This window comes from Syntrophorhabdales bacterium, assembly GCA_035541455.1.
In the GTDB taxonomy this organism is placed as follows: Bacteria; Desulfobacterota; Syntrophorhabdia; order Syntrophorhabdales; family WCHB1-27; genus JADGQN01.
The window spans coordinates 15,680-31,686 of record DATKNH010000062.1 but is presented as its reverse complement, the minus strand read 5'-3'; the positions used below and the strand labels follow the sequence as shown (position 1 = coordinate 31,686).

General features: G+C 52.7%; 20 protein-coding genes. 18 read left to right on the top strand and 2 right to left on the bottom strand.

The features are described 5' to 3' along the window. Window positions 1-192 precede the first annotated feature (192 nt). Complete coding sequence (locus VMT71_06580) at window positions 193-579, bottom strand: hypothetical protein (GenBank protein ID HVN23618.1); 387 nt, start codon at window positions 577-579, stop codon at window positions 193-195. Beyond that, window positions 563-1,150 carry a glycerol-3-phosphate 1-O-acyltransferase PlsY gene (gene plsY, locus VMT71_06575; GenBank protein HVN23617.1) on the bottom strand — a complete coding sequence of 196 codons (588 nt, stop codon included), beginning with the start codon at window positions 1,148-1,150 and terminating at the stop codon, window positions 563-565. The genes VMT71_06580 and plsY overlap by 17 nt, the downstream gene beginning before the upstream one ends. A gap of 88 nt (window positions 1,151-1,238) precedes the next feature. On the opposite strand from plsY, the gene VMT71_06570 reads away from it, so the two are divergent. The 18 genes from VMT71_06570 to VMT71_06485 all read left to right on the top strand — a co-directional run bounded on the left by VMT71_06570 (window position 1,239) and on the right by VMT71_06485 (window position 15,904). Further along, on the top strand, window positions 1,239-1,919 hold the full coding sequence (locus VMT71_06570) for a DUF554 domain-containing protein (protein HVN23616.1): 681 nt from the start codon (window positions 1,239-1,241) through the stop codon (window positions 1,917-1,919). Between the two features lie 254 nt (window positions 1,920-2,173). After that, window positions 2,174-2,848 carry a serine O-acetyltransferase gene (gene cysE, locus VMT71_06565; protein HVN23615.1) on the top strand — a complete coding sequence of 225 codons (675 nt, stop codon included), beginning with the start codon at window positions 2,174-2,176 and terminating at the stop codon, window positions 2,846-2,848. Beyond that, window positions 2,838-3,563 carry a UPF0280 family protein gene (locus VMT71_06560; GenBank protein HVN23614.1) on the top strand — a complete coding sequence of 242 codons (726 nt, stop codon included), beginning with the start codon at window positions 2,838-2,840 and terminating at the stop codon, window positions 3,561-3,563. The genes cysE and VMT71_06560 overlap by 11 nt, the downstream gene beginning before the upstream one ends. A gap of 189 nt (window positions 3,564-3,752) precedes the next feature. Further along, window positions 3,753-4,160 carry an NIL domain-containing protein gene (locus tag VMT71_06555; protein HVN23613.1) on the top strand — a complete coding sequence of 136 codons (408 nt, stop codon included), beginning with the start codon at window positions 3,753-3,755 and terminating at the stop codon, window positions 4,158-4,160. A gap of 184 nt (window positions 4,161-4,344) precedes the next feature. Beyond that, complete coding sequence (nifS, locus tag VMT71_06550; GenBank protein ID HVN23612.1) at window positions 4,345-5,508, top strand: cysteine desulfurase NifS; 1,164 nt, start codon at window positions 4,345-4,347, stop codon at window positions 5,506-5,508. Between the two features lie 217 nt (window positions 5,509-5,725). Next, window positions 5,726-7,078, top strand: coding sequence for a tRNA (N(6)-L-threonylcarbamoyladenosine(37)-C(2))-methylthiotransferase MtaB (mtaB, locus tag VMT71_06545; protein ID HVN23611.1), 1,353 nt, complete (start codon window positions 5,726-5,728; stop codon window positions 7,076-7,078). Window positions 7,079-7,081: 3 nt separating this feature from the next. Continuing rightward, window positions 7,082-7,378: a YggT family protein gene (locus VMT71_06540; GenBank protein HVN23610.1), complete on the top strand. Its 297-nt coding sequence runs from the start codon at window positions 7,082-7,084 to the stop codon at window positions 7,376-7,378. Between the two features lie 5 nt (window positions 7,379-7,383). Beyond that, window positions 7,384-7,656: a DUF167 domain-containing protein gene (locus tag VMT71_06535; GenBank protein ID HVN23609.1), complete on the top strand. Its 273-nt coding sequence runs from the start codon at window positions 7,384-7,386 to the stop codon at window positions 7,654-7,656. Window positions 7,657-7,801: 145 nt separating this feature from the next. Continuing rightward, window positions 7,802-8,323: a DUF177 domain-containing protein gene (locus VMT71_06530; GenBank protein ID HVN23608.1), complete on the top strand. Its 522-nt coding sequence runs from the start codon at window positions 7,802-7,804 to the stop codon at window positions 8,321-8,323. Window positions 8,324-8,333: 10 nt separating this feature from the next. Further along, window positions 8,334-8,516: a 50S ribosomal protein L32 gene (gene rpmF, locus VMT71_06525; GenBank protein ID HVN23607.1), complete on the top strand. Its 183-nt coding sequence runs from the start codon at window positions 8,334-8,336 to the stop codon at window positions 8,514-8,516. A 6-nt stretch (window positions 8,517-8,522) separates the two neighbouring features. Then, window positions 8,523-9,539: a phosphate acyltransferase PlsX gene (gene plsX, locus VMT71_06520; GenBank protein HVN23606.1), complete on the top strand. Its 1,017-nt coding sequence runs from the start codon at window positions 8,523-8,525 to the stop codon at window positions 9,537-9,539. A gap of 221 nt (window positions 9,540-9,760) precedes the next feature. Further along, window positions 9,761-10,924, top strand: coding sequence for an acyl-CoA dehydrogenase family protein (locus VMT71_06515; protein HVN23605.1), 1,164 nt, complete (start codon window positions 9,761-9,763; stop codon window positions 10,922-10,924). Window positions 10,925-10,932: 8 nt separating this feature from the next. Further along, the gene (fabD, locus tag VMT71_06510; protein HVN23604.1) at window positions 10,933-11,865 is read left to right on the top strand and encodes an ACP S-malonyltransferase; all 933 of its coding nucleotides are present in this window, start codon (window positions 10,933-10,935) and stop codon (window positions 11,863-11,865) included. Then, window positions 11,862-12,587 carry a 3-oxoacyl-[acyl-carrier-protein] reductase gene (gene fabG, locus VMT71_06505; GenBank protein ID HVN23603.1) on the top strand — a complete coding sequence of 242 codons (726 nt, stop codon included), beginning with the start codon at window positions 11,862-11,864 and terminating at the stop codon, window positions 12,585-12,587. The genes fabD and fabG overlap by 4 nt, the downstream gene beginning before the upstream one ends. Before the next feature lie 39 nt (window positions 12,588-12,626). Beyond that, on the top strand, window positions 12,627-12,866 hold the full coding sequence (locus VMT71_06500) for an acyl carrier protein (protein ID HVN23602.1): 240 nt from the start codon (window positions 12,627-12,629) through the stop codon (window positions 12,864-12,866). Between the two features lie 11 nt (window positions 12,867-12,877). After that, complete coding sequence (gene fabF / locus VMT71_06495; protein ID HVN23601.1) at window positions 12,878-14,119, top strand: beta-ketoacyl-ACP synthase II; 1,242 nt, start codon at window positions 12,878-12,880, stop codon at window positions 14,117-14,119. A 76-nt stretch (window positions 14,120-14,195) separates the two neighbouring features. Continuing rightward, window positions 14,196-15,446 carry a serine hydroxymethyltransferase gene (glyA, locus tag VMT71_06490; protein ID HVN23600.1) on the top strand — a complete coding sequence of 417 codons (1,251 nt, stop codon included), beginning with the start codon at window positions 14,196-14,198 and terminating at the stop codon, window positions 15,444-15,446. After that, entirely contained in the window at window positions 15,443-15,904 is a 462-nt protein-coding gene (locus VMT71_06485; GenBank protein ID HVN23599.1) for a cytidine/deoxycytidylate deaminase family protein, read from the top strand. Before glyA ends, VMT71_06485 begins: the two co-directional genes overlap by 4 nt. Window positions 15,905-16,007 lie beyond the last annotated feature (103 nt).

The window sequence follows — 16,007 nt, the reverse complement described above, 5'->3', positions numbered from 1 at the left end:
TCCGTCAGATGTGCCGTGTGCTGCGTCAAGGGCCATGGCGATAAGGAGCTTGATCTTCCTGGTTAGGGCTCCGTCTGCGAAAGTGAAGTCGTTACTGCCTTGGACAACTTTGCGTAATTCCGGATCGATAGTTTCAAAAATTTTCAGTGGATGCTCAGGCATGTGCCACCTCCTTAATGGATTCTATATTCACTATTTTCCCATGCCCACCGGTGCCTGAGGCACAGGCATGGGAGGCAGTGAGGGCTGGGCCGATGGCGAAGGTACAGGTACCGGTTGAGGGGCGGGACCGGGACTCGCCTGGGGGACCCCGGCACTAGGATAAACCTCGCCGGTTCTCGGATTGAGCGCACCTCCGCTCTGCGTCTGCGGATAGATCTCTCCTGTTCTCGGGTTAAGGACGCCGCCGGGAACCTTAGGATATACTTCGCCTGTTCTAGGATTGATCGCACCCGGAGCGCCTGTGGTCGGGACCGCGCCTGGAGGCTGTGCTGGGCAGGTAGCTGCGAAGAATATACAGGAGCCGAAGATAAGGACTACGCAACAGGTAATGCCAATTCTATTATGCAGATGCTCCATGGAACTTGTGCTCCTTTCCGGCAAGCAATCGCTTGATGTTATCACTGTGTTTGTAAAAGATCAGAAGGCCGACAACAAGGGAGGCCGCGATGTACTCGATCGGGGAGCCGAAAAGAGCAAGAAAGATTGGCGTCAGCACTGTTGAGACCAGAGAGCCAAGAGACACGTAGCGCCACTTGACCAATACCAGCACAAAAGCTACGAGGAGCAGCGGTATCACCGCGGGCTTGAGGGCGAGGAAGAAACCCAGGGCAGTAGCTACCCCTTTGCCTCCCTTGAAGCCGAGGTAGATCGGCCACACGTGGCCGATGAACGCGGCGAGCCCGCAGGCCGCAACAACGATCGTGGGCTGGTTATAGTGCATTGCCAGCCAGGTGGGTAAGAACCCCTTGGCTATGTCGCCTGCGAGGGTGAGGATGCCGAGCCCCTTCCCGACGGTCCTCATTACATTCGTGGCGCCTATGTTTCCGCTGCCTGCTTTTCGCGGGTCCTGCCCTTTCAATTTTGACAAGACGACGCCGACGGGGATTGAGCCGAGAAGGTACGAGAGGAGGATATAAACGGCGACCATGAGTCTCGGCTAAGGATATGAAAAACGGAAGAACTTGTCAACGACACTCCCTGTGGAAATTGTGCCAGCGAATCTATAAACTAATCGGATGCTCGGTACATGGATAAATGCAGGGACTGTGATCGTGGGAAGTTCCATAGGCCTGCTTATTCACTCGCGACTCCCCAGGCGGATAACCACGATCGTCTTTCAGGGTATCGGGCTTTTCACTCTCTTTCTCGGTATTACCATGGCCATGAAGACCGGCAACTTCCTGGTTATGATCTTCAGTATTGTACTCGGGGGCATAGCCGGAGAATTGCTCGATGTGGACGGCCGCATGACGAGAATGAGTGACTACCTGAAGAAGAGAATACGGTTAAAGAGCGAGCGCTTCTCTGAAGGTCTTGTTACAGCCTTCCTTATATTCTGCATGGGCTCAATGAGCATACTGGGGCCCATTGAAGAAGGCCTGGGAAAGCCTCCGAATATTCTGCTGGCAAAGTCATTGCTTGACGCTTTTTCTTCCATGGCACTGGCAGCCTCCCTGGGCGTCGGCGTTCTTTTCTCGGTGATCCCTCTTGTCCTGTACCAGGGTGGAATCACGCTGGCTGCGAGCTACGTGCAGAGCTTCTTCACGAATGTGCTCATCAACGAGTTGACGGCAGTCGGCGGCATCCTGCTGATAGGACTGGGGATCAACATCCTGGAGATAAAGAACTTGAAGATTCTCAACATGCTTCCTAGTTTGGTGATCGTGGTCATACTGGCGTACTTTTTCCTTCGCTAGACCCGTTTTTTTAACGTAGATTAGGTTGATCAGAGAGGGAAGAGGGAAGACCGCTTCGCTAGGAAGATCGTCCGCCGCGGCGGACTAGGAAGCAACTGCAACAACCCAGGCTCTGGTACTATATGTTTTTTCTTCCATCTGCCTAGCGAACGAGGTGAGCGATCTTCCTGGCCCAAAGGGCGATCTTCCCTCTTCCATGTCGGTCATTATCTTGACAGTTATAGTCAAGATCGTTAGTATAAGTAGGCTCTCTGATGTTCAGGCGACTAAAAGAGGATATTCGCGCTGTCTTTGAACGGGACCCTGCGGCCCGAAGTGTACCCGAAATTCTCCTGTGTTATGCGGGTCTGCACGCGGTCTGGTTTCATAGGATTGCCCGCTGGTTTTGGATGCGCAGGATTTATTTTCTCGGCAGGTTCATCTCCCATATAGGCAGGGCCCTCACAGGAGTTGAGATCCATCCTGGCGCCACTATCGGCAAAGCGTTTTTCATAGACCACGGCATGGGCATAGTAATCGGTGAAACATCGGAAATAGGCGATAACGTGACGCTCTACCACGGAGTGACATTGGGCGGCACCACCTGGCAGAAAGGCAAACGCCATCCCACGATCGGCAATAACGTGGTAATCGGGGCCGGCGCCAAGGTTCTGGGACCGGTGAAGATCGGCGACAACACGCGCATCGGCGCCAACTCCGTGGTGATCTCAGAGATCCCGCCCAACTCGGTTGTGGTAGGTATTCCCGGTAAGGTTGTTTTCAGGGTCGAGGGAGAGAAGCGGATAGCGCTCGACAGGGAGTTCATGCCTGATCCTCAGGCGATAGCCATTAGATCACTCCTGGACCGGATGAAGCAACTCGAGGAGAAGGTAGAGAGATTTCCACAGCCAGACCCCCGTGCAGACCATGGTGTGGACCGTGGCGTATGAAGAACGCTTCTACAGAGGATTTTCGCAGCCCTCGGACCTGCAGTGTTACGAGGTGAAGCTCAAAGAAACGGATCTCTTCTGCTGCACAAGCCGTGACGTGCGGGAGACGATAGAAGAGAGGGTAATTCACTACAGACACCAGCTTGAGAGATACATAGAAGAGAGGCCTGAGTTTCTGCACAGTCTGGTCCCTGTGAAAGCTGACCTGTTTGCCCCGGCTATCATAAAAAAGATGATCACGGCGTCCGCAGCCGTCGGCGTGGGTCCAATGGCGTGCGTTGCAGGGGCTGTGGCCGAGTTTGTAGGAAATGACATCGAGCCTCTATGCGAGGAGTATATCATTGAGAACGGTGGCGACATCCAGTTGCGGACGAAAAAGGAGAGGCTCGTCCTCATTTATGCAAAAGACTCCCCTTTCAGCAACAAGCTGGGAATACGTCTCAGGCCGAGGGAAGAGGCGTACGGCGTCTGCACCTCGTCCGGCACGGTCGGCCATTCATTGAGTTTCGGCAAGGCAGATGCAGTCTGCATTGTGGCTTCATCGGCTCTTTTTGCGGATGGAATGGCCACGCGGGTAGGAAACATGGTCACAACGTCGGAAAACATCGGAGAGGCTCTCGAGGTGGGAAAGGCTCATACAGAGGTAATAGGTATCCTGATTATTCTTGGCGAAAAACTGGGAGTGTGGGGAGACCTCGACTTGGTGAAAGTATAAGAGTGTGTGGAGGGTGTGGAGGACAATGTCTAAATCCTAATATCTAATGTCTAAACAATATCAAATTTCCAAATTCAAGGTTGAGCGACGCGATCCGGTTTTGGTAATTTGACATTCGATATTGTTTAGAACTTAGAACTTAGATATTCGATCTTCGAACTTGGTATATGAGGGAGGTACCAGAAGCGGATGAAGAAAAGAGTGATACTGAGGTTCAAGCGAAATACGATTGACAAGCCGATTGTCTTCCGTCTTGCCAAAGATTACAACCTCGTCTTCAACATCCTCAGGGCAAACATTTCGCCGAAGGCGGAATCGATGATGGTGATGGAGCTGGAAGGCAATGAGGACGATTTCAACCGGGGGATGGCATACCTCCGGGATTCGAATATAGGCATTGAGCCGATAGAGCAGGACATCAACAGAGATGAGGAGAGATGCGTGCACTGCGGCCTTTGCACGAGCGTCTGCGCGAGCGAGGCTCTGAACATAGACAGAGAAACGATGAAGGTCAGCTTCGATTACGAGAAATGCGTTGCGTGCGAGCTATGCGTGCGCGTCTGCCCGGTCAAGGCGATGAATGTATCTTTTACGTAAAGTGAGCAGTAGTAAGTGAGCAGCGAGCAGAAGCGAACAGTGAGCGGACGGCCAATGCAACGTAGCGATTGGATAGGCTATAGCAGGCACTTGTATCGAGTGCTTACAGGTGGCTGTTTACTTTCAACCGGTTCTAACTGCTCACTGCTTACCGCTCACTTTTGACTGGTCTGGAGAGGGTTCTATGAGAAAAGTCTATCTCGATTATAATGCAACAACTCCCATCCATCCTGAGGTGGCCACCTATACGCTGCCCTTCCTGCACGAATTGTACGGCAACCCTTCCAGCATGCACTGGGCGGGCAGAGAAGTGCGTCCGTATATCGATCAGGCGAGAGAGTGCATTGCTGATATGATCCATGCACATCCCGAAGAGATTGTCTTCACGAGTTGCGGCACGGAATCAGATAATCACGCAATCAAGGGTGTTGCTTATTCCCGACGCGACAAAGGTAATCACATCATAACTACCAGGGTCGAACACCCGGGAGTGCTCAACACCTGCGCCTATCTTGAAAAGCGGGGATTTGAGGTGACCTACCTGCCGGTCGACAGCTACGGCGTTGTTGCTCCTGATGCTGTAAGAAAGGCGATACGTAAGGACACAATTCTGATATCGGTCATGCACGCCAATAATGAGACAGGGACCCTCATGCCGATAGAGGCGATAGGTGCCATAGCACGGGATGCGGGTGTTCTCTTTCATTCCGACATGGTTCAGGCGCTCGGCAAGATCCCCATCGATGTGAATAAGATGCAGGTGGATCTCGCTGCCTTTTCAGGGCACAAAGTCTATGCGCCCAAGGGAGTCGGCATTCTCTACATGAGGGAAGGCGTCGATATCGATAACCTTATTCACGGGGGGCACCAGGAGGCTGGGCGGCGAGCCGGTACTGAAAACCTGCTCGGTATAGCTGCCTTCGGAAAAGCTTGCGAGGCCATGCACAGGGAAATGGCTGAGGAGCGTCCCAGGTTGGAGCGGCTTCGCAAGAAGCTTCTCGATGGCATCATGGCCCGCATAGAGGATGTACAACTGAACGGGCATCCCGAGTTTCGCCTGCCCAATACGCTCAACCTGAGCTTTGGATTTGTGGAAAGTGAATCGCTGTTGATCGGTCTCGACCTGGCAGGCATTGCTGTTTCGGCAGGATCCGCCTGCTCCTCGGGCTCGCCCGAACCTTCGCACGTGCTCTTGTCCATGGGCATACGACCAGAAGTCTGTCAAAGTGCTTTAAGGATAAGCCTCGGCAGGGACACGTCAGAAGAAGATATCGACTACGTGCTGGATGTCCTTCCTGAGGTGGTCGGACGGCTGCGCAGCATGTCTCCTTTTTACACGAAAAAATAATGTTACGAGTTCCGGATTACGAGTTCCGTGGTAATAAAAAATTGGGGTAATAAAAAATTAGTGTTACGGGTTTCCGGTGCCGAGTTAGATCAATAGACGTTTCGTGTTTCGAATTGCGCATTAGGAAGACAAGAACTATAGTGCTAGTCACTGGTCAAGCGTCTAAAACTGTGCGTATTTAACCCGTAACCCGCAACTCGCAACAGGTATTTTCGTTATGACCTTCTTCATTTTTACCACCGGTTGTAAATCGAACCAATGGGATTCCTACGTCATGGAGGGAATCCTTAAGCAAAAAGCGCTTACCCCCAGCTCTATGGAGCAGGCTAAGCTCGTGATCGTGAACGGGTGCACGCTTACCGCCCACGCGGAAAAGGATATCAGGAGATTCATCGAGAGGGTCAGAAAACTCAATCCGCGAGCCAAGGTAGTCCTCACCGGCTGTCACGCACAGGTATATCCCGAACGGGCGTTCGGGGCGGACCTGGTGCTCGGGCAGAAAGAAAGGTTTGAGATTGCCGATCTGCTGGGACAGACGGGACACAGGAGCGAGAGGACACGCGACATTCCCATAGAAAATATGCCGATCGATTTGCACGGGTGCTCTCGTGGAAATCGATCTAGCGAGCACAGCGAGCGAGAAGGGGAGGCTCCGACGGCTTTGCCGAGGGAGGGGGCGACGCGAGCCCCTTTAACTGCAAGGACTCGCTTTTTTTTCAAGATACAGGATGGGTGTGATAGATTCTGTACGTACTGCATAGTGCCTTATGCGCGGGGACGGGTCCGGTCAAGGCCCCTTGCCGATATTGTGGAGGGCATGGCCAGGCTCAAAGAAAGGTCGGTTCAAGAGGTTGTCCTTACAGGCATCGATATTGCGAGTTATAAGGATCCTTCATCGGGGTGTTCTTTTACGGGTCTCCTGAAGAGACTCGAATCGGTCGATACCCCGGCGAGGATCAGGCTGAGCTCGGTGGAGCCCGCCGGGATTGACAATGAATTTATAGAGACGCTCAGCGCAAGCAAGAAGCTTGCACGAAGCATCCACATACCTCTGCAGAGCGCTGATGCGGGAGTCTTGAAGAGGATGGGTAGACCTTACGATCAGGATTTCATACGCTCAATCGTGAGCGGATTGCAGAAACACGTCCACAATATCGGGATAGGGATGGATGTCATGGTCGGGTTCCCCGGAGAGGACGAGCATGCCTTCATGGAAACCCACTGGTTCCTCGAATCTCTTCCCATTTTTTATCTTCACGTGTTCCCTTACTCGGACAGGGCGGGCACAAAAGCGTCGCAGATGGACGAAAAGGTGACGGAGACAACCAAGAAAGAGCGGGTGCGCAGACTGAGGAAGCTGGACGCTGTCAAAAGAGAAGCATTTTACAGGCGCTTCCTGGGGGAGCGGGTATCGATAATCCCGGAGGGTAAGCTGTATAAAGGCCGATTTATGAGAGGGTACAGCGAACACTACCTCCCTGTCTACATACCGTACCAGAAGAAACTCGAGAATGAGCTCATTGGCGTCACAATAGATAAGATTGAAAGGAATCTCCTTATAGGAGGATGAATAATGTCAATGCCAGTACTGTTGTTCATAAAGTTGCTGTCGCTCGTGTCGTGGTTGCTCACTATCTACGTATGGATAGTTATTATAAGGGCTGTCCTTTCGTGGATAAGACCGGACCCGTATAACCTCTACGTTCGCATTATAGGTAACCTCGTGGATCCGGTCACGTATCGCATCTCGAAAATTATACCGACGCGTGTCGGTATGGTCGATCTTTCGCCACTTATCCTGATTGTCATTGTTCAGCTTGTTCAGTCGTATCTTATCCCTGTCCTCATTAGCGGCATTGCGGGATTGTAGCGACTGTGAATCTGGATGTACGTGTCATCCCGGGCGCCAGGAAGAGAGAGATAAAGCGTGACGAACGAGGTCTTGTGATAAAGCTTCTCTCGCGGCCGCAAGAGGGGAAAGCGAACCGGGAGCTTGTTGAATTTCTTGCGGACGCTTTTTTGCTGAAGAAAAGCGAAGTGTGTATTGTGTCCGGAGAGAAGGGGAGAAAAAAGGTAATCTCCCTGCCGGTGGACCAGGAGAGGTTCAATGAGATTCTTGAGAATCTGGATCAGAGGACCCGGACATGAGACAAAGGCACAACATGCACGGAAGTTCGCTGATTACAAGAAGATGAACCTCGTTGTGCAAGATCACACAAGGGGTTTATTTGCTTGCATTTTCGGCTTAAACTCTTTATATTACTATCCTTAAAAATAACGCCAGGCAGGATAGATGATTGTAAAGCTGCACGATATCGAGGAGTCCATCGTTGCACGAGGTACAATGGATGGCTCGAAATACAAAAGGCCCGAAGATGCCGACCTCGAGTTCGAATCGCCTATCGAGTTCGAGCTGGTTGTCAGCAAGATGGGCAGTGACGTGCGTGTTGAGGGGCCTGTGAAGTGCACCCTCCGGCTCTCCTGCGACCGCTGCCTTGAGTCTTTTCTTTTCCCGGTAAATGGTCGTGTTGATATCGAGCTGGCGCCAAAGAGTGACGAACCGAAGCTGCCTGAGATGGAGCTTACCGGCGAAGAGACGAGCCTTTACTATTATGAAGGAGACGAACTGGACCTCGATCCTTACATATATGAAGAAGTGATGCTGGCGATTCCGATCAAGGCACTCTGCAATGAATTCTGCAAAGGCATCTGCCCCGTGTGTGGAAAGAACCAGAACACGGAAACGTGCAGGTGCGATACATCCAAGAGCATGGTCCTCGGAGAAAAACTGCAGAAATTCCTGAAAAAAGGATAAGGAGAACAATATGGCCGTTCCCAAGAGAAAGACCTCCAGATCACGGAGGGACAAAAGAAGAACCCACTACAAGCTTTCGAGCCCCGGGGTTATCCTCTGCCCGAACTGCAAAGAACCTACTCTGCCTCACCAGGTGTGCCCGAAGTGCGGCATGTACAAAGGCAGAAAGTACCTCGAAATTGAAGAACTGTAAGTCGGCATGATAAGAATTGCGGTCGACGCCATGGGGGGCGATAACGCTCCTTATGCTATAGTTAAAGGGGCTGAAGCGGCCTGGAGGGAACAGATAGCCCAGCCGGTTCTTGTGGGGGATGAGAAGAGTGTCAGGCCGCTTCTGGATCCTGCTTCAAGAATCGAAGTAGTGCATACTCCCAGCTTCGTGGAGATGCATGAGTCGCCTTCCTCCGCCCTGAGAAAGAAACGCGATTCGTCGATCAACAAGGCTTACGCCCTGCAGCGTTCCGGTGATGTTGAGGCTGTCGTCAGTGCGGGAAATTCCGGTGCGGCCATGGCCTTTGCAATCTTCACTCTCGGCAGGATACCCGGAGTGGAAAGACCTGCCATAATGTCCTTTCACCCGAACGTGAAGGGAACGCTCTCAGTGCTGCTGGACGCAGGCGGCAACGTGGATTGTAAGCCTAGTCATCTTGTACAGTTCGCCATCATGGGACATGTCTATGCAAAATACGGCATGGGCAGAGAGAAGCCGCGTGTCGGTCTTTTGTCAAACGGCGAGGAAGAAACGAAGGGAAATGACCTGACAAGAGAAGCGCATGCGCTTCTCCGGGGTGTCAACATCAACTATGTAGGCTATGTCGAAGGCACCGACATGTATAACGGGTCTACGGACGTCGTGGTGAGTGACGGTTTTGTGGGCAATGTTGCGCTGAAGATAAGCGAAGGTATCGCCGAGGCTATCACAAGCTTTCTCAAAGAGAGAATTGTCAAGAGCTATCGGAGAAAGCTGGGATACTTCCTGCTGTCAGATGTCTTCAAGGAGCTTGCGCGGACCGTCGACTATTCAGAGTATGGCGGCGCGCCTCTTGTGGGAGTAAATGGTGCCTCCATCATCTGTCACGGCAAGTCAAACGAGAAGGCTATAAAGAACGCAATAGCCATGGCCAGAGACTTTGCCGCGAAGAAAATCTCAACGCATCTGTCTGACGCCATGCGGGAATACATAGATTCGCGTGGGCAGGCCCGCGGTAATGCATGAGGTGGGAAAAGACGTGATGCCCACGAATCTATCTAGCGAGCACGGCTCGCGAGAGGGGGAGGCTCCATGCGGCTTTGCCGCTGGAGGGGGCGACGCGAGCCCCAACAACAGATTCGCGTGGGCAGGCCCGCGGCGGCGCATGAAGTGAGCGCGGGCGCGCCGAAAAAACAAAGAAAATATAAACAGCATCAACATAAACAAAGGGGGACGAGGGAGCTATCATGGACTATTTTTTCACTGAAGAGCAAAAGCAGATACAGGCCCTGGCGCGAAGGATCGCTGAAGAAAAAGTGATGCCCATAAGGGCAGAGCTGGATGAGACTGAAACATTTCCGCGGGAGATTATGAACCTCTGCGCGGATGCAGGATTATTCGGAGTGAGCATCCCTGAAGAGTACGGAGGTCTGGGAGGTGGCTCGCTGGAGAACTGTATCGCGGTTGAAGAGCTGAGCAAGGCGTGCCTCGGCGTATCCGTGAGCTATGCAGCAAGCCTGCTCGGTTCCTATCCTATTCTGCTCGGGGGCTCTGAGGAGCAGAAGAAGAAGTATCTGACTGATGTGGCTAGCGGTAAAAAAATAGCCGCTTTCGGTCTGACTGAAGCCGGCGCAGGTAGCGATGCTGCAGGCATCAGGACCGAAGCGCGTAAAGCTGGCGACGAGTACATCCTCAACGGAACCAAACAGTGGATCACGAACGGAGGCGAGGCCGACATCTATTCGGTGATTGCCATCACTGACCGGACGAAAGGCGGCAGAGGAGCGACAGCTTTCATCCTTGAGAAAGGCATGGAAGGTTTCACGTTCGGGAAAAAGGAGAAGAAGCTCGGTATCAGGGCTTCCGCGACCAGAGAGCTGGTCTTCCAGGATTGCAAAGTTTCCAAAGATCGTGTTATAGGTAGAGAAGGCATGGGCTTCATCCTTGCTATGAGGACGTTTGACCGCACGCGTCCGGGTATCGGCGCGCAGGCGGTCGGCGTAGCACAGGGAGCACTGGATGCAGCCGTAGCATACGCGAAAGAACGCGAGCAGTTTGACCGGAAAATAATATCGTTCCAGGCTGTGCAACACATGCTTGCAGACATGGCGACACAGGTTGAGGCGGCGCGCGCACTTGTCTATGCGGTAGCGAAATACATTGATTCCAAGCCGAAAGAGTTCTCAAAAGTGTCAGCCATGAGCAAAGTCTTCCCGAGTGATGTTGCCATGAAGGTGACGGTGGATGCTATTCAAGTCTTCGGTGGTTACGGCTACATGAGAGACTACCCCATTGAAAAGATGATGCGCGACGCCAAGATCCTTCAGATTTATGAGGGCACCAACCAGATCCAGAGAAACGTTATCGCTCTTGAGCTGATCAAGGAAGCAGCCTCCAGAAGGAAGAAGTAAACAAAGAGATGAAGAAGGTTGGCGCTCTTTTTCCCGGGCAGGGGTCTCAGTATGTAGGCATGGGCAAGAAGCTCTACGAGCGTTTCGAGAGTGTCCGGGCGTTATTCGCTGCAGCAGACAAAGCTGTCGGGTTTTCCTTGTCTGACGTGATGTTTAATGGTCCGGAAGAGGAACTGCGGAAGACGTATAATACGCAGCCTGCTATCCTTCTTGCGAGCTATGCGTCCTGGACTATATTTGAGCAGGAAACAAAAGCAGTACCCGCTCTTCTCGCGGGCCACAGCCTGGGTGAGTACACCGCGCTGGTTGTGAGCGGGGCCCTGAGCATCGAAGATGGTGTCAGGTTGACCCGGACGAGAGGGCTCCTGATGGAAGAAGCCTGTCCGGCGGGCACGGGCAGCATGGTTGCGCTCATCGCCCCGGTCATGGAAAAGGTTGATGAGGTCTGCAGCCAAATTTCTCATGATGATTATGTTGCTGGCGCTGCTAACCTGAATTCGCCCGAGCAGGTCGTGCTTTCAGGAAACAGTGAAGCGTTGAAGGAAGCGGTGGAGAAATTGAAGGGTGCTTACAAGAAAGCTGTCTTCCTCAATGTATCGGGTCCTTTCCACAGCGTGTTGATGCAGCCGGCCGCGGAAAAGCTGAAGAGTGAACTAGCGGGAGTCAGCTTTGCGGACATGAAGACACCGGTGGTTTCGAACGTAGATGCCCTTCCCAATCAGAAATCGTCAGCAATCCTTGACCTCTTATACAGGCAGATGTTTTCCCCGGTGCTTTGGGAGAGTTGTATAAGGACCATGGCGAGGGAAGGGGTCGAGCTTTTCGTGGAAGTCGGCCCGCAGAAGGTGCTTACGAACCTCGTGAAACGGATAACTCCGGATATCCTGTGCCTTCATGTGGAAGAGATGGAAGAGATCGATGCAGTAAGGGGGCGGCTGTGAAAGGTAAAGTAACAATCCTCACCGGTGGGGCGCAGGGCATAGGCAGAACCATTGCGGAGTTTCTCGCCGATCAAGGAAGCGACCTCGTGATCTTCGATGTGCTCGACGGGGAGGCCACGGTTGCCGCGTTGCGCGAAAAAGGGGTGCGCTCCTCCTATTACAAGGTGGATGTCGCGAATCTCAGTCAGGTCGAGCAGGCTGTTGCATCTGTCGTGAAAGAGATGGGCGGCGTCGATAACCTCGTCAACAATGCGGGGATTACGCGTGATAAACTGCTGCTCCGGATGTCTGAAGAGGAATGGGACCAAGTGATCAGGGTAAACCTGAAAGGTGTATTCACCTGCACCAAGGCGGTGATACGTCACATGTTGAAGAAAGGCGGCAGCATCGTCAATATATCTTCCATCGCCGGTTTGATGGGTAATGCGGGCCAGTCTAATTATGCTGCCAGCAAAGCAGGCATTGTCGGTTTTACCAAAGCGGTCGCACGGGAATACGGAGAGCGCAATATCAGGGTGAATGCCGTGGCCCCGGGCTTTATCGTGACGAAGATGACAGATACGCTCGACGAGGCATGGAAGGAGAAAACAGTCAAAGCCATACCGCTCGGAAGAGCGGGCGAGCCGATGGATGTGGCCCGTGTTGTCTATTTTCTTCTTTCAGAGTATAGTGCCTACGTCACAGGCGAGACTATAAATGTTAGTGGCGGTTTATATACGTGAGGAGGGATTGTTCCCTCAACAAAATCAGGAGGTGGCCTAATGGCAGTTACTGAAAAGGTCAAGAAGATGATCGTGGAACAGCTGGGAGTAAATGAGTCGGAAGTGGTACCGGAGGCGAAATTTATCGATGATCTGGGAGCAGATTCCCTTGATATCGTCGAACTTGTAATGGCCCTTGAAGATGAGTATGGCATCGAGATACCTGATGAGGATGCGGAGAAGATCGAGACAGTTGGTGATGCAATAAAATATATCGAAGAGCATATGAAAAAAGAGTGAGGGGTGCCCTAGTGAAACGGCGGGTAGTTGTAACCGGGATGGGCTTGGTAACGCCTCTCGGGACAGGTCTGGATAACGTATGGGATCAGATCCTTCAGGGTAAATCGGGTATTGCGCCCATAACGAGGTTCGATGCAACGCGCCACGAGACAAAGATTGCGGGCGAAGTGAAGAATTTCAATCCTGAAGAGTATGTACCCCGCAAAGAAGTCAAGAAGATGGACCTGTTTATCCATTATGTTCTTGCTGCCGCGCGCACTGCTCTCGAAGATGCCAGGCTGGACATGACAAAAGAACAGAGCGACAGGGTCGGTGTGGTTGCTGGCACTGGCCTCGGCGGCCTGCCAACGTTAGAGAAATATCACCAGATACTCCTGGAGAGGGGACCGGACAGGATCAGTCCCTTCTTTATTCCCATGCTCATTGCGAACATGGCGCCGGGCCAGATAGCGATGCAGTATGGAATGAAGGGACCCAATATCTGCATTGTAACAGCCTGCGCAACAGGCTCGCACTGCATCGGCGATGCCTCCCGGATTATTCAGTACGGCGACGCTGACGTTGTTGTTGCGGGCGGAACCGAGGCTAACCTTACACCCCTTACCGTGGGAGGCTTCAATGCCATGAAGGCGCTTTCCACGAGGAATGACGAGCCGGAGAAGGCTTCCCGGCCTTTTGAGAAAAACAGGGACGGGTTCATTGTCGGAGAAGGCGCTGGCATTGTAATCCTGGAGGCGCTGGAGCACGCGCTCGCGCGCGGAGCAAAGATATATGCCGAGTTGATAGGCTATGGCTATAATGCTGATGCCTACCACATTACAGCACCGGCTCCGGACGGAGAAGGTTTTGTGCGGTGCATGAGGATGGCATTGAACAATGCGCAGATCTCGGCAGACCAGGTGGATTATATCAACGCGCATGGCACATCAACGGAGTTAAACGACTACACCGAAACGATCGCGATCAAAGAAGTGTTCGGCGATCGGGCGAAGAAGATTCCCGTAAGCTCGACCAAATCGATGACCGGTCATCTTCTGGGTGCAGCCGGCGCAATAGAAGCAGTGTTCTCGGTCCTGAGCATCAGGGATCAGATTTGCCCACCCACTATCAACTACGAAGAGCCTGACCCGAAGTGCGATCTTGATTATGTGCCCAACACAGCTCGCAAACAGGCGATTGAGGTCACCTTGTCCAATTCTTTCGGCTTCGGTGGGACAAATGCGACCCTGCTTTTCCGGCGCTTCGAAAAATGATCTGTACATAGCAGGGTCACGGGGCAAGAATCATAGGTCGCGAAGACCGGATACTAAGGAAATCAAGCAAACTGAAATGGAAGAGCTGAGAAAATTTGACAGAGAAATCTACGGGCTTGTTCGGAAAGAACTGGAACGGGAAGAATACAGCATCATTCTGATTGCTTCCGAGAACTACGTGGATAAAGCAGTACTGGAAGTTCAGGGGAGTATCCTGACGAACAAGTATGCGGAAGGGTATCCCGGAAAAAGATACTATGGCGGATGCCAGTTCCTTGATGGCATTGAACGGCTGGCGATCCAACGCGCCTGCAAACTCTTCGGCGCAGATCATGCAAACGTTCAACCGCACTCGGGATCCAGCGCGAATATGGCCGCGATGTACGCGGTACTCAAGGTCGGGGATAAGGTTCTGGGGATGAGCCTGGCTCACGGCGGTCATCTGACGCACGGTGCTCCGGCCAATTACTCAGGCAGGTTTTATAAGCCGGTCTTCTATACTGTTGCAAGAGAGAGTGAGCAGATCGATTATGACGAGGTAAGGGAGATCGCCCTGAAAGAAAGACCTCGCATGATCGTTGCCGGCGCCAGCGCCTACTCGCGGATCCTCGATTTTGAGCGGTTTAGAAAAATCGCCGACGAGGTGGGGGCCTATCTCTTTGTAGACATAGCGCATATAGCAGGTGCTGTCGCCGCGGGTCTGCACCCGAGTCCCGTGCCTCACGCACACATCGTAAGCACCACCACGCACAAGACGCTGCGCGGACCGAGGGGAGGCCTGCTCCTTTGCAAGAAGGAGTTTGCGAAGGCAGTCGATCAGGCGGTTTTTCCCGGTACCCAGGGTGGGCCGCTCATGCATGTGGTTGCAGCCAAAGCGGTTGCCCTGAAGAGCGCCACGGAGCCGGATTTCAAGGAATATCAGGAACAGATTATAAAAAATGCGCGCCACCTGGCAGGCAGCCTTGCGAAGAAAGGATACCGGATCGTGTCAGGAGGCACAGACAACCATCTTTTTCTGGTGGACCTGTCTGTCAAAGGAATAACGGGCACGGAGGCGGAAAAGGCTCTGGAGCGAAGCGGCATTATATTGAATAAGAACCTCATCCCGTTCGATTCGGGAGGGCCTAACACACCGAGCGGCATCAGGATAGGCACGCCTGCCGTTACCAGCAGGGGCATGAAAGAAAAAGAGATGGAAATCATCGGTGGTATGATCGATGAGGTGCTGCGGCAGCCCGGTGATGAGAAAGTACATCAGGCAATCCTGGAACGTGCCAAGGATTTATGCAAAGACTTTCCCGTCTATGCGTCCATGTTCTCTCTATGAAAAAGAAAGAGCGGCCTGACTGGAACTCGTACTTTATGGAGATAGCAACGATCGTCTCCAAAAGGTCTACGTGCCTGCGGCGCAATGTGGGTGCTGTGGTCGTGAAGGAAAAAAGGATCCTCTCGACCGGGTACAACGGTCCGCCGATGGGCCTGGCCCATTGTGAGGATGTTGGTTGTGTGCGGGAGCAGCAGAATGTTGTCTCGGGAGAGCGGCACGAGCTCTGCAGGGGGCTCCACGCGGAGCAGAATGCGATCATCCAGGCCGCGTATCATGGCGTGCCCATCAAGGGAGCGGACATCTACTCGACCCATCTTCCGTGTTCGATATGCGTCAAGATGATCATCAACGCGGGCCTTCAGAGGATATTCTATCTTGAAGGGTATCCTGACGATCTTGCTTCGCGCTTGATCCAAGAATCGGGTATACTAATAGAACAGTTAACAGTTGCCGGTTAACGGTTTCCGGCTAAGACGCGTTTGTGTGTTTTACGTCCGTTCTCGCGTATTCCGGTTCAGGTTCCTGCTGGTGTTTACTGCCAACTGCAAACTGCTAACTGTT